Origin of the sequence: Chitinolyticbacter meiyuanensis (assembly GCF_008033135.1) — a bacterium.
GTDB lineage: Bacteria > Pseudomonadota > Gammaproteobacteria > Burkholderiales > Chitinibacteraceae > Chitinolyticbacter > Chitinolyticbacter meiyuanensis.
In genome coordinates, this window is the sequence record NZ_CP041335.1 from 3,234,040 (window position 1) to 3,255,382 (window position 21,343).

Annotated in this window: 20 protein-coding genes; 4 read left to right on the forward strand and 16 right to left on the reverse strand. The window is 65.2% G+C overall.

Features of this window, described 5'->3' with window-relative positions:
• Window positions 1-19: 19 nt before the first annotated feature.
• The 3 genes from FLM21_RS15350 to nfi all read left to right on the forward strand — a co-directional run bounded on the left by FLM21_RS15350 (window position 20) and on the right by nfi (window position 1,768).
• A complete protein-coding gene (locus FLM21_RS15350) occupies window positions 20-601 on the forward strand; it encodes a hypothetical protein (protein WP_148716405.1) in 582 nt (193 codons plus the stop codon).
• Between the two features lie 62 nt (window positions 602-663).
• Window positions 664-1,005 (forward strand): FKBP-type peptidyl-prolyl cis-trans isomerase, encoded by a 342-nt coding sequence (locus FLM21_RS15355; RefSeq protein ID WP_148716406.1) that lies wholly within the window; start codon window positions 664-666, stop codon window positions 1,003-1,005.
• Between the two features lie 67 nt (window positions 1,006-1,072).
• Window positions 1,073-1,768, forward strand: a complete 696-nt coding sequence (nfi, locus tag FLM21_RS15360) for a deoxyribonuclease V (protein ID WP_148716407.1) — start codon at window positions 1,073-1,075, stop codon at window positions 1,766-1,768.
• A gap of 84 nt (window positions 1,769-1,852) precedes the next feature.
• Here the strand turns inward: nfi and FLM21_RS15365 are convergent, their stop codons facing one another.
• Window positions 1,853-2,863, reverse strand: coding sequence for a hypothetical protein (locus FLM21_RS15365; RefSeq protein ID WP_148716408.1), 1,011 nt, complete (start codon window positions 2,861-2,863; stop codon window positions 1,853-1,855).
• A gap of 60 nt (window positions 2,864-2,923) precedes the next feature.
• On the opposite strand from FLM21_RS15365, the gene FLM21_RS15370 reads away from it, so the two are divergent.
• On the forward strand, window positions 2,924-3,337 hold the full coding sequence (locus FLM21_RS15370) for a hypothetical protein (RefSeq protein WP_148716409.1): 414 nt from the start codon (window positions 2,924-2,926) through the stop codon (window positions 3,335-3,337).
• 42 nt (window positions 3,338-3,379) lie between these two features.
• On the opposite strand, the gene FLM21_RS15375 is transcribed toward FLM21_RS15370, so the two are convergent.
• The 15 genes from FLM21_RS15375 to FLM21_RS15445 form a co-directional block, all read right to left on the reverse strand.
• Window positions 3,380-4,129: a hypothetical protein gene (locus FLM21_RS15375; protein ID WP_148716410.1), complete on the reverse strand. Its 750-nt coding sequence runs from the start codon at window positions 4,127-4,129 to the stop codon at window positions 3,380-3,382.
• A 184-nt stretch (window positions 4,130-4,313) separates the two neighbouring features.
• Window positions 4,314-5,345, reverse strand: a complete 1,032-nt coding sequence (locus FLM21_RS15380; RefSeq protein WP_148716411.1) for a hypothetical protein — start codon at window positions 5,343-5,345, stop codon at window positions 4,314-4,316.
• Between the two features lie 28 nt (window positions 5,346-5,373).
• A complete protein-coding gene (locus FLM21_RS15385) occupies window positions 5,374-7,281 on the reverse strand; it encodes a GNAT family N-acetyltransferase (protein WP_148716412.1) in 1,908 nt (635 codons plus the stop codon).
• An 8-nt stretch (window positions 7,282-7,289) separates the two neighbouring features.
• Window positions 7,290-7,829, reverse strand: a complete 540-nt coding sequence (locus tag FLM21_RS15390) for a hypothetical protein (protein WP_148716413.1) — start codon at window positions 7,827-7,829, stop codon at window positions 7,290-7,292.
• Window positions 7,830-8,010: 181 nt separating this feature from the next.
• Window positions 8,011-8,529, reverse strand: coding sequence for a hypothetical protein (locus FLM21_RS15395; RefSeq protein WP_148716414.1), 519 nt, complete (start codon window positions 8,527-8,529; stop codon window positions 8,011-8,013).
• A 45-nt stretch (window positions 8,530-8,574) separates the two neighbouring features.
• A complete protein-coding gene (gene tssA, locus FLM21_RS15400; RefSeq protein ID WP_148716415.1) occupies window positions 8,575-9,717 on the reverse strand; it encodes a type VI secretion system protein TssA in 1,143 nt (380 codons plus the stop codon).
• 33 nt (window positions 9,718-9,750) lie between these two features.
• A complete protein-coding gene (locus tag FLM21_RS15405) occupies window positions 9,751-10,071 on the reverse strand; it encodes a PABP-interacting PAM2 motif-containing protein (protein WP_148716416.1) in 321 nt (106 codons plus the stop codon).
• Between the two features lie 30 nt (window positions 10,072-10,101).
• A complete protein-coding gene (locus FLM21_RS15410; protein WP_148716417.1) occupies window positions 10,102-13,995 on the reverse strand; it encodes a type VI secretion system protein in 3,894 nt (1,297 codons plus the stop codon).
• Window positions 13,992-14,777 (reverse strand): DotU family type IV/VI secretion system protein, encoded by a 786-nt coding sequence (locus FLM21_RS15415; RefSeq protein WP_148716418.1) that lies wholly within the window; start codon window positions 14,775-14,777, stop codon window positions 13,992-13,994. The genes FLM21_RS15410 and FLM21_RS15415 overlap by 4 nt, the downstream gene beginning before the upstream one ends.
• A complete protein-coding gene (gene tssK, locus FLM21_RS15420) occupies window positions 14,770-16,176 on the reverse strand; it encodes a type VI secretion system baseplate subunit TssK (RefSeq protein WP_148716419.1) in 1,407 nt (468 codons plus the stop codon). Before tssK ends, FLM21_RS15415 begins: the two co-directional genes overlap by 8 nt.
• Before the next feature lie 12 nt (window positions 16,177-16,188).
• Window positions 16,189-16,653: a hypothetical protein gene (locus FLM21_RS15425; protein ID WP_148716420.1), complete on the reverse strand. Its 465-nt coding sequence runs from the start codon at window positions 16,651-16,653 to the stop codon at window positions 16,189-16,191.
• 4 nt (window positions 16,654-16,657) lie between these two features.
• A complete protein-coding gene (locus FLM21_RS15430) occupies window positions 16,658-17,056 on the reverse strand; it encodes a DUF4150 domain-containing protein (protein WP_148716421.1) in 399 nt (132 codons plus the stop codon).
• 13 nt (window positions 17,057-17,069) lie between these two features.
• On the reverse strand, window positions 17,070-17,615 hold the full coding sequence (locus FLM21_RS15435; protein WP_148716422.1) for a DUF3540 domain-containing protein: 546 nt from the start codon (window positions 17,613-17,615) through the stop codon (window positions 17,070-17,072).
• Window positions 17,612-18,679, reverse strand: a complete 1,068-nt coding sequence (locus FLM21_RS15440; protein ID WP_148716423.1) for a pentapeptide repeat-containing protein — start codon at window positions 18,677-18,679, stop codon at window positions 17,612-17,614. Before FLM21_RS15440 ends, FLM21_RS15435 begins: the two co-directional genes overlap by 4 nt.
• The gene (locus tag FLM21_RS15445; RefSeq protein WP_148716424.1) at window positions 18,676-21,336 is read right to left on the reverse strand and encodes a DUF2169 family type VI secretion system accessory protein; all 2,661 of its coding nucleotides are present in this window, start codon (window positions 21,334-21,336) and stop codon (window positions 18,676-18,678) included. Before FLM21_RS15445 ends, FLM21_RS15440 begins: the two co-directional genes overlap by 4 nt.
• Window positions 21,337-21,343: the final 7 nt, after the last annotated feature.

Here is a 21,343-nt window from a genome sequence, read left to right on the forward strand (position 1 = left end):
CGCGGGCGAGGAGGTTGCCATGTTCCTGGTCGACGATGTCTTGAAGGAAGCACTCGCCTACTGCTTCAAACGGGTGCAGAGCGGCCGCGAGCAACACGATGCCGCGCTGCGCCACATCCGTACCGCAATGCGCGCTCTGGCCTCGTCGTTGCGTGAAATCACGCTACAGCTGGAGGCCGGCGTGCACCGGCTGCGGCGGCTGGAACAGGATCGTGCAGCGTATTTCGCCGAGCTGCAGCAGCTCACCGATGCCGACTTCCTGCGCCAAGCCTGTAACGAGGCCGGCATCTGCGAGGAACTGGCGCGGGCCCAGGATGCGCTGTACCAGATCACGCCGCTGGATGGCAGCGACGCACTGGTGGCGCTGCGCCAGCTGGCCGACGACATCGAAGCGCGCGAATCCGCCTTCGTCAGCGCCATTCTCGAATTCCTCGCCCATGCGCGCGACGCGGACCTGCTGACCAGCGGCGGCGCTGCAGCCAACCTCGCGCCAGCTGCGATCTCGGCCGCTCTCGCCGAACGGCTGGCCACCCTGGGCGAGAAGCAGGCCGAGATCGAGCGCCTGCTCGCCGCGCTGCGCGCATCCGCTTATCGCGGCTGAGCTGCTTCGCTACACTCTCGCTCCTGGCCGGCCGCGACAGGCCACCCACACAGGAGCAGCCCATGAGCAACGAGCTCATCATCACCGACCTCGTCATCGGCGACGGCAAGGAAATCGCCAAGGGCGCGCTGATCACCGCGCACTACACCGGCACGCTGGAAGACGGCACCGAGTTCGATTCCTCGCACCGGCGCGGCAAGCCGTTCCAGTGCGTGATCGGCACCGGCCGCGTGATCAAGGGCTGGGATCTCGGCCTGATGGGCATGAAGACTGGCGGCAAGCGCCGGCTGTTCGTGCCCGCCCACCTCGCCTACGGCGAGCGGCAGATCGGCGCGCATATCCAGCCCCATTCCAACCTCATCTTCGAGATCGAATTGCTGGAAGTACTGACCCGCGACGACTGAGCCGGGCACGCTGGTTGCAGCTGCCTCCGGCGACGATGAAAAACCGGCCCGGACAGGAGCGCCCGACATGCAGGTACCGCAGCTCGAAAACGACTACGTGATGCCGCTGGCCCAGGCCGCCGCGCTGCAACGGCGCCTGGCCGAACAGGTGGCGCTGCAGCCGCTGGCAGGGCCGGTGCGCCATGTGGCGGGCGTCGATGTGTCATCCGAATGGCACGGCTCGCTGCTCTCCGCCGCCGTGGTGGTATTCAGCTACCCCGAGCTGACCATGCTCGAAACCGCCTGCGCGCAGCACGAATCGGCATTCCCCTACGTTCCGGGCTTTCTCTCATTCCGTGAGATCCCCGCGCTGCTGAAGGCCTTTGCACAACTGCAGCAGGTGCCGGACGTGCTGTTCGTCGACGGCCAGGGCATCACCCACCCGCGCCGACTCGGCATTGCCGCGCACCTGGGCGTGCTGCTGAACCTGCCCGCCGTGGGCGTCGCCAAATCCAACCTTTACGGCCGCTGGCAGACGCCGAAGGAACCGGGCGAGCACACACCCATACTCGACCCCGCCAGCGGCGAGGTGCTGGGCGCCGCGCTCAAGAGCAAGGCGCGCTCGCTACCTATCCTGATTTCAGCAGGCCACCTGATTACGCAGCAGGAAGCACTGGCCCTGGTGCAATCGATGTTGCAGGGCTACCGGCTGCCAATCACCACGCGGGCGGCACATGATGCGGTGAATGCGTATCGGCGCGAGCGCAAGATGGAGCAGGAATAGAGCCAGGCAACGCCCGACACCGGGTGCTGAACTGGTGATTGGATTGCCAGCCCAAGCGACAGCTGGCCCTCGACGCTTGGCCGTCTATTGCCTTTGCGTCCATTTGGTAGCTTTGTGCTCAACCCATTTCGCATAATTCTCCTGACTCACAGGGCCGCTCCACGCTTTGCCGGTCTTGGCGCTGCCATGAGTTTGGTAAACCTCGCTCAGCGTGGAATGCAAGGCAAACCCAGGCGTTTTGGTCGATAGCGCACGCAAGCGCTGAGCCCCGCCTTCACCGGAACCGATGAATCCCTTGTTTGGATCGGCGAACTCCTCCGGCGTCAGTTTCTGATGCTTTACCAGATAAAGCGCGCTTGTTGCGTTGAGTATTGCATTGGTGCCACCGCGACTGAACTCGGAGATGCCAATTTCCGCAGCCAGTTCTACGCTGTTCTTTGCATGATCCAGCGTTCCTTCCAATTGCTTGGTCGAATGCGAGCCTCTCAACACGCGTAATGTATTGGTCGTATCGCTGCCGATTTCGCCGATCAACTTTGGCAATGATTTGGCCGTACTGGAAGAAGTGGCCACATTGTGTGTCGACGTGCCGAACTCATCGGCATTCCCGGTGGGTTTCAAGCTGGTATTGAAATCGCCATGCTTGTGAAACGTATCGAAACTCCGTGCTTGATCACCATGCGTGAATTGATGACGAAATGCAGTAAAACGCCCATCCTGCGCCTCCTTGCTCAGGTCATGCCATTTATCGTTGTTCACCGTCCGTGCGGTGGTCGTCGTCGCCACCGGCAAAAACACCGGTAGTGCTCCCAACGGAGCAAGCAATCCGGGGCTCAGGGTTAGCGGCCCGGAACCTGGGGTTGCCAATGAAGGTGGCGGCACAACTTTTTCTTTCTTTCTCGGCGCTTCGTCACCACTCGAAGCACTGCGTTTGAGCACCGTCATCGGCTCAAGCTTCTCCTTCTTTCGCGCAGAAGTGACATCCTTCGTTTTTGCCGGCTTCGAAATATCACTCTTGTTGCGCTTACCTGAGAATGAAGTGGGAATCTCCTTCGCGTCCTTTTCAGGCCGCCTTCCTTTGCCGCGGTCACTCATCGAGCCACTCCTTAGTCACACAGGTTGATCTGGCAGAACAGACTGCGAATACTGCAGTCCATGCGCCAACGCTCCCTCTTGCTGCCCTACCCCCTTGGCCTGCGCAATCGCAGCCATGAGGTTCATGTCACCCGATCCGAAGGAGGTCGGCCGGCGCTTGCGCGCAGCGAACCGCTGGAAGACGATCGTCGGGCCGTGGTCTACCGGCAGTGGGGCATGCCGGAGCGCTCGCCGCGCCAGCCCCCGCTGCCCGCCAGGACCGTACCGCTGCCGCAGCGCAGCCAGACCATCCTCTACCACCAGGTATCCGAGTTGACCCGTGCCGAGCTTAACGGCGGCGCCACGCCTTCCAACAACCAACCGGGCGCGGCCGACCCGCTGCCACGCACCGAACCGCTGGGCCAGCCGGGCGAAGCACCACTCACCGATGTGACCGTCTACGGGCCGAGCATTTCGGTGCGGCTGCGGCGCTGAGTTGAGTACTTTGCGCCCACCGGCACCAGTCACCGCATTTGCCTAGAACTTGCGCTCGTAGTTCGCGAACACGCTCTTGAAACGTGGCTTGCCTCCCGTCTGGACCTTCTCGCTGTCGCCACGGTCGTACACCACGCCGACGCTGGAGCGATCATGGGTATCTGCCGCCACGTAAAACACGTTGTTGTCGCCATATTTCTTGAATTTGTCGAGCGCCTTGCGCTCCATATGGCTATCGACGGCGATATTGGGATAGTGCGGCGCCCACACCGTGCTGTATTTGTTGCTCTCGGCGCCCGTCAGGCTGAAAGGCGCACGGTGCGCCCTGTCGTACTGGATATCCGTGTTATCCGGATGCGGGCTCTTCGGATGGCCGATCTCCTTGTCGTCCGCGACATCGCCGTGATTCACCACGCGCGATACCGTGACCAAATGCCCTTCGTAGCTGCCCCCTTCGTGCGGCTTGATACGCACTTCCTGCTGCACGATGTTTCCACTTGCCTTCTTGTTGCGCAGCGCATTGAGCGCATCCTGGGTGAAGCTGGGCGTAACATCCGTAATGCTGTTGCTCCGCACAGACCCCGATGAAATCTGGCCATGCATCTGCCAGCGCACCGTGTCATCGAGGCTGCCCTGCTTGCTGGATTTGTGCGCTGTTTTCATCAGCGAGGTGGTATCGAAGCCCTGGTGGCTGAAGTCGGTGCTTTGCAATTTGGCTCGATTGGTGTCTTCCAGCACCTTCATCTTTTCCTGATACCGGGTAACACGCTTGCCGCTGCTATCGCTAGTCATGATCAATCTCCTCCAAGCTGCAAATCAGAAGTACTTGCCGGCGCACTCGCGAGCCGGCTGGAAAGTGCTGCTGACACCCTGCATCACGCTACTGGCGGCCAGCCCCAATGTGCGTTGATCGCGGGAACGACTGCTCATCGTGATGCGCCTTGAGTTAGGTGCCTGAACCGGGATGACCGCTGGCTCATCGGCCGTGATAGCCAAAAATGGATTTCAGCTCGCGTTGATTCTTCTCCTTCTTGCTGGACAGCAAGGTTTGCATCGGCGTCGCACGCGAAACCGTGGTTTTGCGCTTTTTGTCGTACATGTCTCCGGGCTGCTGCCCTCCGAATGGCACGCCGGGCACGCCGACCACCACAGAGTTCTTGCCACTTTTCTCCTGATAGGTTCTGCCGCACTGAAAGCACACCTGGTTGGGAAAGCTGCCAACCATGCCGATCAGATTGGAATCCTGTTCCATCGGCTTGCTGCGATGCTGGTTGTGCAAGGTGATCGACATCGGCTCGGAGTGGTAAGTCTGGGCTGCCGTCCCCTTCTTGCCGTCCTGCTTGGCGACTTCAATGCTGGGTTGGTACAGGCTCTGCGGCGTGCTGCTGTGTTTGTGATCGCGCCCCTGGCCGGAGATACCCATCGAATGGCTGGTTTCGACCATCTTGAAGGTCGAGGAACCGGTATCGAATTTGACCTTGCCGAAATCAGAAAGCACGGTGTTGACCGGGGTTTTGTTATCCCGCGAATTCAATGTTGGCTGGGTCAAGCGCCGGGCACTGCGGCCAAAATCCCGTAAAAAGCCGCCTTCGCTCCTGCCCTCGCTCTTTTGCAATGCCTCCGAGGTCGGTAGCGAATGCAGGCGCCACCCCTTGATCTCTCCACCGGGCATTTCCGACAAGCCAACGATGGAACCGCGCCGTGAGCGGTACATCGTCCCCGGCTGGCTGGTTCCAGGCCATTGCTGGCGGGTTTCTAACGGCTTGAGCCCGGTCTGACTGATGTAGTCATCGCGCTGTTGCTTCGGGGAACTGCTGCCCTTGGAGAACGACATCGTGCTGAATTCGTGCCACTTGAGCCCGGTGCCCGATACGATTTCCTTGTCGTCGAAAGCCGGATGCGGCGGCGACAGCGAGGGCTTGACCTGTGCCATCAGCTTGGGCTTCTTCGCTGGTGGTGGTGCGAGGTCTGAATCCCGCTTGCGCTTTTTGCTGCCCGTGCCACTCATCGCTCGCTCCTCCCCTGCACTCGCACCGTCATGCCACCGCCAGCGCGATGGGGCTCTCCAGCCCTCGCAGCAACTGCGCCAATCCAGCCACATCGCACTGCGCTGTCAGGCGCATGAAAATCAAGCCCTCATCCGGTGCTTCGGCACGACAGTCGAGCACCGTGAACCCCAGTTGCGCTAGCACTCGGCGTGAGCGGTGGTTGTCCTGGTAGACCGAGGTATAAAGCTGTGCGCCAGCGGGTACGGCCGTCAGCGCCAGCCGCACCGCGCGTGCGGCAAGGCCACGGCCCTGCCAGTCGGTGCCTAGCCAGAAGTGCAGGTAGGCTGCATCGCCATGCCAGGCGCAGGACACCACACCGATGGCGCCCGCGTCGGCATGCACCACCGCGTAACCATGGCGATGCGGGGTGGATTCCATCTCGGCCAGCCAGACCGCCATCGCTTCACTGGAATCGAACTCCGGCAATCGCGTCATCATGCCGATCTGCGGATCGCGGTATTGGGTGAACAGCATGCTTGCGTGCTCAGGGCCGACTGGCTCCAGCGTCAGTTCACCGTCACGCGGCAACTCGGCCGGGCACCAAGGCTGCGCAGCACGGGCCGTGGCGCGTTGCTCGCACTGCGCCAGCAATGCCAGCAGCGCTTCATGGTCGGAATGCGTGGCCAGCGCCCGGTGCAGCAGCGGCGGAGCCAGTTCGGCACGGCCCGCGGCAATTTCCACCTCGGCCAGCAGCTGGCATACATCCGGATGATCGGGCCATTCGGCGTGCAACCCGGTCAGCAGGTGCCGCGCCAGCGCCAGATCACCGAGCTGCCAAGCTGCGCAGGCCAGGTTGAACTGGAAGGCGTCATCCCGCAGCGCCGCCTGTACCGCAACCTCGCGCAGCGCATCAGACCAGGCCGCCCGCTGCACGGCATCCTCCGGCTGTGCTTCCAGCAGCGCCGGCAACATGCGCGCGCAGACTTCCGGGTCGTGCGTACTGCCTTGCAGCAGCGCTAGTCGTGGCGGCAGGTACTCCGCAGCCTCCAGCGCGGCAGCGTGGGCATCCGGGCCGCAAGTGGTCAGCCGTTCCGCCAGCAGATCGGCCAGCGCCGTACCGTCGCGCGCGCCATCGCACCACGCCAGATATTGCACCGCGCCGGCCGTGTGCTGCTGGCTGGCCCGCACCGTGGCGCCCTGGGCTTGCTGGTGGCTGGCAATGGCGTGCAGATTGAGTGGCAATCTGTCGCTGCCCACCATGAACTCCGCCGGTGGATACAGCGCCCCCAGGCGGACATCACGCGCTTTGAGCACGCCGTAATCCACGGCCAGCAATAGGAAACGCCCGGCGCTTGCCTGAGCCAGCGCATCCAGCCTTGCCAGCGTGGCCAAGGGCATCGAGAAACCGGCGCTGTTCACATGGGCCAGATAGTTGCCCGGCAGCGCGCCAAGTTCAGCCGCATCCACCGGCTGCCAGTCGCAACGCAGTGTGTAGCGCTGCGGTGCGTCGTTGGGAGTGGCCAGCAGTTCGCCGCGCAAGGTGCGCTCATAATGCACACCGAACAGCGCTGGCAGCGGCTGACCGAGTGCGCCCGTTGCCAGCCAGACCACCGGGTTGGCGCCCGGCGCGGCCACCTGATCGTCGTCGCGATAATCCACCTGCCAGTGCCCGCGCCCCAATGCAGCCAGCCGGGCCTGCAAGCGCGGCAGCAGCGACGCGCGCAAGCGCCCCATGCCCGGCGCCAGATCCAGCACGGTGAACGGCGCCGTGGCATCGATGCCCTCCACCGCTTCGGCAGCCAGCCAGCAATCGACAATGGCATCGGTCCATGCCTGCGCCAGCATCGGCGTAGCCAGCCAGTCGGCGAGGTCGGGGTGCGGCGATTCGATGGCCGTCAATGGCCGTTCGATGGCGCAGGCAGGCTTCGCATGAAGATCAGGGGCTGCAGTCGTCATGACCTCACCTATTTGAGCGAGTCGATGTGGCCTTGAATTTGCAATTTCTGTCGACGGTAATCGTCAGGCGACATCATGCTTTTATTCGCCTTCAAGCCCCTTAATTCCGCCTGGCGCATATCCAGCTTCAATGACCGTGTATGTTGGTCGTCCGCCTGCCGGGACTTTTCATTCCATACCGGATTACCTTGCGGGTACCTGACCATATGCAGACCCAGAGGAAACATTGGCACACTCAATGAGGTCTTGTCGCCACCCATGTGGTCCTTGCTCAATTCGACACCGCCCCCCTTTCCAAAACCATAGGAAAGACCAAAGCTTGTATTCTGGTTTACCGGCTTGGTTTTGGAAATTTCCCCAAAGCCAAAGGACATACCGAAAAAACCATTTCCCTTGCCATACATTGCCTTGGGGCCGTCAACCGCGGTGTAGCCCCCGCTGGCGTCGTTATGCGCCACCGAACCTGATTGAAGTTTGAAGTGTTTCAAAGTCCCCTCGAAACTCGGCCAACTGAAAGAAAACTTTCCACTACCTTTTCCGCTGTCCATATCAACTCCCTTTCACAAGAAAACTCAAACTTGCCACACCGAAAAATTGGCTTGCATTTCATTCCACCTGCCGTGCCATTGATTTCTACCCCATTCAGAAATAATGCTCACCGCGCTACCGATCCCTCGCTCAACCATCACGACCGAACGCACATGATCGGGATGCATCACGCGTCAATCGCTATTTCTGCTCCAAGGTGCGCCGTTGAGTGCGGGGGCTGAGCGGCGGGTGCTTGTCGTCTTCACTCAGCACGTTGAACTTCGCGAACTCCAGGTGTTTGGGGTCGAACAGTGGGGAGTCGCGGCGCGGCGCTTCCAGTTTCTTGGGCAAGGGCCGCGAACCTGTGGGCTCCAGCTTCATCGTGGCGCCAAACACCTTGCCGCTGTTATCGGTAGCCAGAAATCGGTCATGCTTCGGCGAGCTGCCATGCTTATCGTCAAGGTGGAAGCGTTCATGGATGTTGAAATCGTTCTCACCCACCTTCACCGTGGTCAGCAGACGCACATCGGTTAAATGCGCCTCGCGGGTATCACTTTTGTGGGTGAGGTGCGGATAGCTGCTCAAGCCATCCTTGGCACCGGTGAAATCGGTTTTCGGCGCGGTGTACACCGTGTTGCCCACCGTTTCGCGCCCCGTGAAGGCACTAACACTGGGAAGTGGGGTTGTATTGGTTTTGCGCTTGCTTGCTTTGCTGTCCATGTTTGTCTCCGTATCCAGCCTGGGCCGGTGTAAGTCGTTGCTGGCTCAAGATTTACCGTCATTGGGAGTCAGCCCCAGCATCTCGAACACGCTCAACTGCCCACCGAGGCGCAGGAACACCTCCTGATACAGCTCGACGGTGTTAAGGTTGCCCCACTCGATGGCGCGACGGATCAGGTAGGGCACCGGGCTGTGCGGTTCGATGTGCATCAGGTAGTCGGCTGCCTCGGCGAGGCGGGCATAGGCTTCGTTGCGACCGGAAATGGGGCCGAGCGGGCCGCCGACCGGCGGGTAGAAATCGTCTTCTTCGATTTGCGGCGTTTCCATCTGGTGATGCGGCTCCGGTGCGGCTTCGGCAAAGCGCAGGGCACTGGCATCGATGCCGCGTTTTTTCAGTTCGGCGGCGATCACGCTGCGGATCTGCTCGAGGAGGCCGGTGAAGGTACGCAGGCTGGGGGCGTCGTCGCCAAAGCGCGCGTCCAGCGTTTCGGTCAGCGCGTCGGCGATGGCGAGCGCGTCGCTCAGCGTGCAGTAGAGCCAGCCATAGGCATCGCTACCGGTAGCGGAGACCGCCGCGTTCAACTCGGCTTGGGTCGCGCCTTCCATGGGTGGGGCATTGCGCCCGCCGGATGCCTTGAGCTGTTCGTTGCGCCGCGCCTGGTCCCAGTCCGCCCAGGTGTAGTCGCGGTCGCGGCCGGTAGCGGTGAGGGGAATACGGCGCAGCGCGGGCAACAGCTTGTCGTTCAACCAGCGCAGCACATTGGCGCGGTAGTCCAGGTCGCCATCGGGCGCTGCCGGGTAGAGGCCATCCCAATAGCGCTGGCACAGCCCGTCGATCAGCGCGAGGCAGCAGGCGATGCCGGCAAAGCCGTTGCGATTGAGTTCGGCCTCCAGCAGCCAGGCGGCAAGCTGCAGATCCTTGCTCTCGCGCGCAATGGCACCGGCGGCAAGCTCGGAGACGCGATCCCAGTCGGCACGCTTGAGCTCGTGCTCCCAGGCGCCCTGCGGCAGCGTGGCATCGTCGGCACGGCGGGCTTCCTCGATCTGGCGGTAGATGGCGCCATTGCGCAGCGCGGCACCGGTAGGCTGCTCGGCCGAGATCGGCGCGAGCAAGGCGTCGAAGGACATGGAGAGCTGGTCGGTGCAGTAGCTGTGTACGCGCTCGTCGATATCGGATTTCAAAGCCATGATCCGGCTCCTTGTTCACAGCCCTGTCGGGCCCTACAGCGGTTGGAAATGCGTGACATTGCCGGCGTCGTACTGCCCTGGTGCGCCGAAAGCGGGGGGCTTGGGACGGACGTCGTGATTGCCTCCCGCGAAATCGTCCACATGCTGGTGAGCGCGGTTGAAGCGGGTATTGGTTGCGGCATCGAACACCCCGAATGAATACGAGCGGCCGCGACCCGCCTGCTGCTGCGCAGCAGTGGAGAACTCCCTGGTGTAGCTGAAGAAGCGCGGGGGCGGCGGCGACGCAATCGGTTTGAATTCGGGGGCATTGGGGTTCAATCCGCCGGGTTTTCCACCGCTACCTGATGAGGCCATGGTGCTGAGTTCCTGTTTGATGATGAAGGGTTATCGCCACAGCAGCGGTGCCCGCTGCGGGAAGTTAGCCGGCAGCGTCAGTGGCTGCGCGGCCTTGGTCTTGGGGTCGACCCCGGAGAGCTTCACGCCGAGGTAGGCACGCATGGTGCGCTGCTCGGTGCGGCCGTCGGGCTGACCGGGATTGGCCGTCGGCACGTTGAATTCCAGCAACAGCCGGGTGGGATCGGTCGGGTCGCGGCCGACCACGCCGCGCGGAGCATGGCTGCGGATCATGCGCAACAGCGCCCAGTCGCCGGTGGCAACGAAGCTCGCCACCTGCCCGTCCACCGTCAGATCCGGCTGACGTGCATCGGCAAACGGCCGCCATACCGAGCGGTCGGCCCATTGCAGGTCCAGCACCAGCACCTGGCCCCATGGCCACGGCAGGTTGGTGTTGCGGTTGGGGAATCCGGCCTGACGCTCGCCGCTGGTCATGGTCCAGTTCAGCAATTGCTCGCTGCCCGTGGCATCGGCGGTCTGCGCGCGGAAGGCGAGGTCGAGCTGCACCGGCAGGCTCACGTCGCCCGCGGTCAGCGTGCTCTTGAAGAAGTCGTTGGCCGCGTCGAGCCCATCAAGGAACCCGTTGGCCGCCTGCAGGTGCTCGACCGGCACGTCGTCCAGCAGCTGTTCGAGCTTGGCGCGCTGGGCGTCATAGTCGACGAAGAAGCGCTTCACGGTGGCCAGCGAGGCATCGCGTGCAGTCAGCGGGCCGAACGGGTAGCGACCGGCCAGCTCGCGGTTGAAGCGCTCGGCAAAATCACCCCAGGTTTCGGCGGCCGCGGCCTGGCGCTGGTCCTTGCAGCGCAGCGTCACCTTCTGCTCCAGCGCCTGGCGGCGGATCGAGAACAGGTCGTTGCCGTACTCGGGCGCCTTGTAGTCGGCCAGCGTCTTTCGGCAATTCTCGTAGCTCAGCGTCTCGAACTGCTTGAGGAACAGGTCGTCCAGGTGGCCGACCTGGCCGTTGGGCTCCTTGAACTGCACGTAGCGATTGAGCTCGCCGATGGTGTTGGTCCAGTACTCCGCCGTCTGCGGATTGGCGCGTTGCGATTCGTCGACCACGCCAGCGTTCTGCAGCAGCACCACGAAGGGCTGGGCGTAGCCGGCGAGCACCCCGCCGCGCGAGACCTGCCGCGCGAGGTAGTCCTTCACCACCGGGGTGGAGCCCAGCGCGAAGAACTGGCCATCGAGCGGGCCCTGGGTCGGGTCGTACAGCCGGCTCTGGCTGGCCAGCGCGTCAACGCGCGCTAGGCTGTCCGCCGCGTAATCCCGCGCGCACTGGGTCACCTGCGCGCCGCTGGCGGTGAAGCCCAGCTGCTCGTAGAGCCGCAGCACGCCGAGCAATGGGTCGACCACGTGCGACATGTCCTCGCTTTCGCGCGCCAGTTGCGCATCGGCCTGCGACAAGGCTTCGCTCGACACCAGCGTAAGCATGGCATCGCTACTGGCCGGCAACTGGGCCTGGCGTAGCGTGTCGTCAAGCACGTTCTGCAGCGCGCGGCGCGCCAGCCGGTCGTACATGGGACGCGTGTAGTCGGGCAGCGTGTCGTCCTTGGGCTGCTTGGCCTTGAAACGCTGGTACTCGGCCACGTAGTTGGTGGCAGCGTTCACCATCGCCGGACGCCAGCCCACGCTGGCGGACAGGCACTGGAACGGCCGCGGGCTGACCACCTGCATGAAGTTGAGATTGACGAGCGTGGAGAGACCGAGCAGTTCGTCCTCCAACGCCGGGTTCAACAACAGGCCGCTGCCCTGCTGGGTGAACAACAGGCCGTAGGGCGGCAATTGCATGTCGGCCAGCTGCGTCATCGCCGGTCGGGTGCAGCTGTTTTCGTCAAACTGCGCGAGGTTGGCGAACAACGGCGCGTAGTCGTGGTTGCGCTGCTCCAGCGCGATGAAATCGGCGCGCAGGCGTGCCTGGATCCGCGCACACGGATCGGCACCCTTGCCCGGCTGCAACCATTCGCTGCGTATCCAGCTCAGCCACTGCGTGAAATCACGCGTGTTCTGCAGAATGGGTTCCTTCTGCGCCTGCAGTGATTCGAGCAACTGGCCACCGGCCTGTACCGATTTCTGCAACTGCTGCTGCACCAGCTCGGCCTGCAGCCCATATTCCCGGGCCAGTTGCGTACGCATCGCCTGTGGCAACGGCGGTTTCAGATCGCCCTGCACCGCTGCCAGCGCCGCCGAGAACGCACCGCGCTCGTTGCGTACTTCGTCCGGCAACGGCTTGCCATAGGCGTAACGCGCCAGATCGGCGAACTCCTTCATCACGCGGGGGTTATCGGCCGGGCTGCTTGCCTTCTCGATGTATTCGAAGCGCGACAGGTTGGTTTCCAGCTCGATCAGCCGCTTGAGGTTGCTCTCCAGCCGGTCGCGCGCCTCGAAGTAGCCCAGGCTGTCGTTGCCGAGGATAGATTTCTGGCTGTCCTCGAACAGGTGCTGCGCGCGCTTGCCCAGGTAGCAGCTGATGCTGGGCATGATCACTTCGTTGAAGCCTTCCTCGGCGATATAGCGCGCGCTCTGGCTGGTGGCGCGACCGTCGAACCACGACACGGGAATGGCAAGGTAGGTGAGATTGGTATCGATGCGCGTCATCTGCCGGATCAGCGCGTACACCTGTTCGGTGCTGGCGCACTCGCTGCTGACGCGCTCGACGATCTCCAGCGAATGCTTGAGCGTCTGCACCTGGTGCTGCAGCCGTACGGTGGACCACACCAGCCCCACGCACAGCAGCAGAAAGCCGACGATGCCCGCCACCTGGAGCTTGCGGATCACCCGGTTGCGCGACCACACCCCCGTGCGCGCCGGTCGCGCCAGCATTGGCTCGGCCAGCACCTTGTCGTCGATCAGCGCGTCGACGAACTCGACGCTGGTGCAGCGCTCGCCCGAGCTCGACGGCTGGCCATTGGCCTCGCTGCTGCCGGTGAAATACACGCCGCGGAAATAAAAACCCGGATGCCAGGCCGAGCCGCGGAACACCACTGACAGCCACTGCCCCAACGGATCGCGCAGTTGCTGGAAGTGGCGTGGGAACAGGAAGAAGCGATCGGCGTCGGCGATCTGGTCGCTCTCGGCGGCGGTATCGAGCTGCAGCGTCTTCAGCCGCTCGTACATCGCGTCCATCGCGTCCTCGGCCCATTCCTTGGGCGTGGCGCCCTCGGCAACGGCGGGCGCCGACCAGCCAACCAGTTGCCGGCGATTGCGCGAAGCCGGATCGTCGCGCTCACCCAGCGCCTGCCAGTAGGCGGCATAGCCATCGATACCGTCGCACTGGCTGACCACCACGTAGACGGGCAGCAGGAACTCGAACCGCTCCTGCACCTGGTAGAGCTGGCGGTAGACCCGGTCCGCCATTGCGTCGCGGGTCTCGGCGCTGGCGCTGGCCAGCGCCGGTGCCGACACCACCACCACGATGCTGTCGATGGCGCGCTCGGGCCGCTGGTCGCTGATCTCCACCAGCGTGGCGGTCCACTCGCGCGCCTCCTTGCTGTCGGCCGGCGCGTTGGCGAGCTTGCCGTCGGTATCGATCAACACGCCGTGGTGCAGGAAGTGCCATTCACACCCCTTGGCATGCAGCCTTTTCTCGCGATCGCCGATGTCGCGACGCAGGTGTGGCGACAGCGAGGCCGCCAGACTGGATTTGCCCGCGCCCTGCTCGCCCAGCAGCAGCACCCACGGCTCGCGGTAGCGCCATTCGCGGCGCGTGCCAATGTAGTCGAGCGTCTGCACCAGGCCCAGCAGGCGCTCCTTCAGCGATTTGTTCTTGCGTTCGCTGGTGCTCACCGTGGAGATGGGCATGGGCTTGCGCGCCCGCCAGATCAGCCACACCGTGATCAGTGCGACGACGCAGGCGGCGACGAGAAGGCCGATGAAAAGCGTGCTCACCTGTCTGTCCTTTGTTCGCTCTTTTGCTGCAACAGCGCTTCGATGGGCTGCAGCGACCAGAACCACAGCGCTTTCGAGGCGACGAGATAGATGCCCGCGGCGATCGCCAGCGCGATCAGCCAGGGCCGCAACGGCGCAAGGCGCTTGTCTTCGCCGCGCTGGGTGTGTTCGTAGGCCTGCCAGAACAGATGGCCGTCGTCGCGCTCTTGCGAGCGGCCTTCGACGAAGCGGTGCAGCTTCTGCCGCAGCGCCTTGAGCGCCGCATCCCAGTGCCGGCCGCGATACTGACCCTTGAACCCGAGCTGCAAGGCCAGCAGGAACACCGCGGCCAGATCGACATGCAACAGGTTGCGCGTGCCGGCGCGGGTCTGCAGCAGCTTGTTCGCCAGCTCAAAGAAACGGCGGCCGGCGTTGTGGGTGCGGAACAGCTTGTATTCCAGCATCACGTGCAGCCAGGGCTCGCGGCCCGGCCAGTCGAGCTCGAGGATAAAGATCTCGTCGGCCAGCGCTGCCATCACGTATTGCGCGATGGCGTAGGCGCGGCCGTCGGCATCCGAGCCGTTCTCGCGCACGCGGCGGGTCTGCCGGCCCAGCACCTCCATCAGTCGCGCGCTGACCCGCGCAGCCAGGTCGACGCCGCGCGTCGGCGGCGGCTCGTCGCCGACCGCGAGATAGCCGGGCAGCCTCCCCTGCTCGTTGGCAAGCTTGATGCTCGCCACCTCTTCGTAGAATTCGGCGAAGCAGCCCAGCAGGAAATGGGAGGCTTGCGCAGGATCAGCCATGGACGGGCTCCGGCAGGCGCTGCGTCAGCGTCGGGATCTTGCTGCGGTAAAGCAGGATGGCCGCCGGCATATGCAGGTTGGCCATGCCCTGGATCAGCAGCGAGCGCCCCGGGCGGTAGGCATCGGCGAGGTCGCCGTCGATCTCCAGCTGCTCGTTCTGCACCACGAAGAAGGCGCCGCCGGTCTTGAGCTTGCGCGCCACGATCTCGGATGGGCTGAGCGGTCGCACTGTGGCGCCGGGCAGGCGGCGGGTCTGCAGCACCGGCATCAACTCGTCGCTGCCGATCCGGCATTCACCCAGCCAGTGCGCGATCTCGGACAGCGTCTGCCCGGCGCGCGGCTTGAGCTCGATCAGCACCTCGGTCGCATCGTCCGGCAGCCGGCGCGCGAAGCCGGCATCGCCGACGCGGGCGAACGGCTGGCAATCGTAGGCGGTATCGACCAGCGCCAGCTTGTCGCGGATATAGCCCATCGCCGTATCGAACTGCGCCACGCAGTCGTCGTGGCGGTAGGCATCGGGGATCGGCGGAATCGGGTTGGCGCCGATCGACGACACCGCGCCGACCATCTGCATCAGTGCGCGATACAGCAGCACCGGGTGGATGTCGCCAGCAGCCACCGCCACTTCCAGCGAAGGCAAGCCCATCGCCAGGTGGCGCGCGGCCGCCAGCGCGCGGTGCTGCTCGCTCGGCAGGTCCTCGTGCTGGCCATCCTGGCGATCACCGGCCAGCGTGCGCGCCTTGGTCCACAGCTCTTGCATCAAGAGGCGCAACTGCCACGACAGCCCCTGTTCCTTGAGGAAGGCCGAGGCATCCATGCGCATCATCGGCGGGTGGTAGCGGGTCAGCCGCAGCAGGCCCTTGTCGTCGCGCTCCACCTCGGCGATCGGGCAGGCGATATAGCGCGCCGGCACATCGTTGCCGACGAACAGGCTGATGCGCGCGCGCAGCCGCTCGATCGGCACCTGGCCTTCGCCGGTGTTCTCGTCGGCGGCAAGCTCGCCCGACACCGGATCGAAGCGCTGCACCGCGCTACCCAGCGTGGCGGCGGTGGTGCCTCGCGCTGGCACCACCAACCACACCCGCTGCGCCCCGGCGCGTTCGGACAAGGGCTTGGCGATGTCCACTTCCAGCGAGGCATGGCCATAGTGGCCGGGGAACAGTATGGCGAGGCCATCGGGCAGGATGCATTCGAGCTCGGTGACGCGCAGCGTGCCGCTCGCCACGCGCAGTGCATCGATCTCCAGCCGGCGCACGCCCCAGAAATGCGGCGTCAGGCTCATCAGCCGGTGGGTGAGCTGCGCCTGCAGGTAGATGTCGTGCTGCTGCAGGTGCTGCGGCGACAGCATCAGCCCTTCCGACCATTGCAGCGGATCCGGCAGGGTGGTGTATTGCTCCATGATCTGTCCCTTTCAGTTGGCGTCGTCGCGGAATTCGACGGTGTCGGGCATCAGCCGCACGGTCGGGCGCTTGAACGGGGTGAGGTTGCCGACGGCCTGACCAGCCGCGGCGACGTAGTTCGGATAGGCGTAGACGGCAATGGCTTTGCCATGACGGCGGGGCAAAGGCGCCGCCGCGATCACCGTGGCAGGCGGCACCTCCAGCGGCACCACATCGATGGCGGTGGCGAGGCTCGCCTGCAGCGCGCGCTTGCCGGCAAACCATTCCGGCCCGGTCTTGGGCAGCACCGGCAACGCGCTCGCGTCGTAGACGAAGACCAGATCGAGCGCCGTGGCACTGTCGCCATTGGCGCCGAGCTCCGCGACAACGCGGACCGATTTCACCTCGGCCGGCAGCGGATCGCCGTACACCCACTTCTTCACGGTGGTGCAGCCGGCGAGTAGCGCGACGAGGACGAGGACAAGGACGCGGTTCATCGGCTCACCCCAAGAGGATCACGCGGAACTGCGCCGGCGTGAGCGAGGCGCCCACGGTGTTCGGCAGCATGCCGTTCTGCAGCGACAGCGAGGTGAGCCGCATCGCGAACACCGCCGACACCAGCACCTTGAAGCTGCCGAGCACCTGGCGGTCCGGCCCGATCACCACATTGGAGATCAGCCCGGTGGCGAGGCCCGGCTCGTCCCCATTGCTGATCGTGCCCTGGGTCAGCATGTTCTCGGCGAGCCCCCCGCCGAACAGGATGTTGAACACCGACGGGATATGGCTGACCGACATCGCGATGTTGGGAAACGGCAGCGGAATCGGTCCGACCGGCGTGGGCACCTTGCACACGTCGGGAAAGGCGAAATTCATCACCCCGAGATTCACATTGGCAAACATGGCGGCTGGCTCCTCAACCCATCGAGATCCGGTCGGCGTCGACCTTCACGTCCTTCTCCGCTGTCATCAGCGCCTGCTTGCCATGCAGCCGCAGCAGCTGGCGTGCATCGAGCAGGTATTGCTCGGCGCGGCCGACGTAGTGGCGGGTCTGCTCGACCAGGGTGTCGGTGACGGTGGTGAAGAGGTTGCGGGCGTTCAGCGTGAGCGTGCCGGTAGCGGACGACAGCGACACGTCGCCCAGCGCGCGCAGCCGGATCGTCTCGGCGGCGTTGAAGGCGATACTGGGCTGGTTGATCGCCAGTTGCCGTGTCCCCGGCACCGACAGCACCGCCTCGTCGCCCGAGCGCGTGAGCACGTGGACGACGAAACACTCGCCGCCAGCGCAGGCCGCGACCAGGGCGCGGTCCCCCGATTGCGGCGCCAGCAGGCAGGATGCTGCCTGGCTGGCGATCCGGCCGTCGTCGAGCAGGAAGCGGCCATCATCGAGTGCGACGGCGATCAACGCATCGGCCAGCGCCGGCATGACGGTGGTGGTCGAGCGGTCGTGGAGTTGCATCATGCGGCCTCCAAAAGGCCGGCCTCGGCGGCCAGCAGGAATGAATCGGTGCCACGCGTGCCGCGGCGGCGTGCGCCGCGCCAATCGCAGTGGCTGAAATCGGCGTTGTGCAGGCTGGCGTGATCGAAGCGTGCCTGCGCGAAATCGAGGTATTGCCCGCGCGCGTGATCGAACCGGGCAAAGGTACAGTCGGCACCGGCAAGCGATACCCGCTCCAGCCGTGCCCCGGTCCATACGCTCTTGGCAAGCTGAGCGCCGTCGAACCGGCAGCGGGCCACGCTGGCCTCCTGCAGGATGGCGCCGGAGAGATCTGCGCCGCTGCAATCGGCGTCGCATAGCTCCGCGCCCAGCAGCAGCAGGTTGGCGGCGCAGGCATCGACCAGCCGGGTGCCTTGCAACTTGGCCTGGCGTAGGTTGGAACCAGTGAGCGTGGCCCCGGTGAGATCGGTGCCGGTGAGGTCGGCACCCATCAGCGTGCAGCGGGTCAGCGTGGCGCCGGCCAGCGGCTTGCCAGCCAGATTCGCATTGAGCAGCACGGCGACGTCGGCGCTGATCCCGGCCATCGAGACATGGGTAAGGTCGAGGTCCTGCAGCACGCCCTGGTCGAGCCGCGCACCGTCGAGCCGCAGCCCGGTGGCCTCCCCCTCCAGCACTGCCGAGCGCAGCAGCGTGAGCCGCGTGCCATCCATTCTCGTCAGCTTGCAACGTACCAGCGACGACAACGCCAGCGTGGCGCCGCGCCAGTCGCTGGCGCTCAGGTCCGACTCGATCAGCGATACCAGCTCGTAGTGCCCGCCCGCCCAGCGCGATCCGGCCAGTGCGCACTGGATGAAATGCGTGGTGTGGAGCCGGGCCAGGCTGACATCGAGGCCGGTCAGGTCACACTCGATGAAGGTGGTGCCGGCAAGATCGGCGCCGGTGAGATCGGCACCGATCAGCACGCACTGCTGGAACACCAGGCCGGCGAGCGAGCGGCCACGCGCGTCAAGGCCGGCGAAGTTGGCCTTGGCCAGCGGCCGCCCCAGCCGCATCGCCTTCTCGATGTCTGCCCAGCGTGCGTCGCTCATGCCACCCTCCGGTTCGCTTCCAGCCTGACTCCGGTCCAGCGCGCATCGCCGATGTCGGCGCCCGAGAAATCGGCCTGGACGAGGTTGGCTTCGGTGAAGTCGGCACGGCGGCAATCGCTTTGCCGCAGCAGTGCCTGATAGAAGTCGGCGCGGTGTGCGCGGGCGTCGCTGAGCCGGGTCTGCATGAACAACGACCGCGCGAACACGCCGTCGGCCAGATCGGCGCCGCTCAAGTCGGCCTCGCCGAAGTCGCAACCGATCAATCGGGATGTACCGAGATCCGCACCCTGCATGGCCGCACCACGCCAGGAGCTGGCCGACGCGCTGGCTGCACGCAGCGATGCGCCCTGCCAATCGGCCTTGCCGCCCAGCGGGCAGGCGGTCCAGCTCGCGCCATCCCAGCGGCTGCGCGGCAGGCTGGCATCGAGTAAGGTGGTGCGCACCAGTTGCGCACCGCTGAAATCGGCATCGGCCAGCGCGGCGGTGAGCAGCACGCTCTTGTCCAGCATCGCACCGTGCCAACGGCTGCCGTTCGCCTGGGCACCCAGCAACAGCGCCGTCTCCAGCCGGGCGCCGCAGAGGTCGGCCCCATCGAGCATGATGTGCGGCGCCACCCAGTCCTTGAGCAGGCAACCGAGCAGCTTGGCCTGCGGCCACGCAGCCTCCAGCGCCAGCACCCCGGTAAGGTCTGCACCGCTGAAGTCGATCGACGCACCGTGGCTGCCGCACAGGTTGGCGCCGGCCAGCCGGCATGCGCTGAAGTCGGCGCCATCGAGCCGCGTGCCGCTCAGCACGGCGCCGGCAAGGTTGGCACCGGTCAGCCGGGTGCCGCTCAGGTTGGCGTGTTCCAGCATCACTTCGCGCAGGTCGGCACCGGAGAAATCGAGCCCAGAGATATCGGCGCCCGCGAGATCGCGCCCGGCGAGCGAGGCACCGCCGCGCAGCCATTGCAGCGCCAGGTTGCCGAGCCAGCGCGCCAGCTCCGGCGGCAAGGGCTGGCCTGCCGGCTTGGGTGCGGCGCGGCGGGCAGCACGATCACGCGCGGCCCGTTCGGCCAGACCGGCCCGGGCCTGCGCCAGTTGCGCGGGTGAGATCGGCGCGCCATTGGCCACAGCATTGTCGAGTGCCGCCGCCAGCGCCTCGGTCTCGGCATCGAGCTGCGGTTGTGCCACGCCCGGCGGCAGCAAATCCAGCGCCGGCAGGCTGGCTCGGGCATACACCTCCTGCTGCTGCACCCGCAGGTCCTTGGCTTGGGGTTGTGGCTGCGGCATCGCGGCCAATTCCGCCTGCTGGGCATCGGCCTTGGCTTGCACGGCGTCCGCCATCGCCTTGGCGCGTGCGACCATCTCGGTGAGGTCGAAATCGCTCTCGGCCACCTGCTCGGCGCTCAGCGTGGGGAAGTCGGCCTGTTCGGCGCGGGGCGGCTGGTGGTCCGCCGGTGGCGCAATGCCGGCCTCGCGCCAGAATTCGGCATCCAGCTCGTCCAGCTGGGCCTGACGCTGGGCCTGCTGGCCTGCCTGTGCGATTGCCTTGCGCGTGGCCCGTTCGGCCGCCAGCGCCGGGGTGAAGCTTGCCGCGAGCTGTGATTCGTTGAAGGCGTGCTGCGCGGCGGTTTCCGGATCGAGCCGCAGCGCCAGCACCTCGCGGTAGTCCGCCAGCGAGCGCGTATCGTGCGCGGCCTCGTAGGCCACCATGGCGGTGGCGATGTCCAGCCCTTCGGCGGTTTCGATCGCGGTCTCGCCATGCCACACCATCAGCCCCAGCTGCTCGCCGGGGAAGAACCATGCGGTATCGCAGTGCAACGCCACTTCCTCCAGCGCCGACAACGGCTGACCTTCCCGCTGCACGAAGGCGCGGGCCGACAGCGTGGGCAGCGTGCCTTCGATCACCGGTGAATCCGGATGCATGCCCTCGATCCGGTAGGCTTCGCCGCCCTGGAAATAGCCGGCAATGCGCTGGTCTTCCGGTGCGCGCTGGAAGAAATCACGCCCCGTGTCCCCGGCCAGGCCCGGTGCCTCATGAGCCAGCCAGTGCGCCTTGTAACTGCCGACGTGGCGGCTGCGCGGCTGCCAGCGCAGGTCCACCGGACCATAGCCCTGCGGGGCCAGCCGCCGCAGATGGCCGCGCACCGGTGCATCGACGGCCGCCACATTCGGCATGGCGCCATGATTGGCGCCGACGAAGGCCGCCAGCGGATTGGGGGCATAGCCGCAACCCACCGGGTTGCCCGGATGCCGCGGGCCACCGAAGGCGCGCTCCCAGGTCAATGGCATCTCGATGAAGGGCTGCGGCTTGCCGATCTGGAACAGCGGCACCAGCCCGTACAGCCATTCGCGATCGCCGGTCACGCGCAGTGTCTTGTCGATGCCGGCGCAGCGAAGGTTCACGTCCATGGCCGCAACCGGCCTGCCACCCGCAGCATGGGCCGAACCGCACAGCAGTACTTCGCCCTGTGCCTTCGGCCAGACCTCGTCGAGCGGCTGCATCGCCGGCAGCAGCGGCAACACCCGTGGCCACTGCAGGTTTTCCGGCAGGAACCGCGGGTTGTCCTGACCCAGCCGGAAAAAGCCGAGCGCGGCGATGGTGAAGCGGTGCCGGCCACCCAGCGTGTAGGGCCGGTGCAGGATGCCGAGGGTGAGGGGCTTGATCGTCTTCATCGCCGGC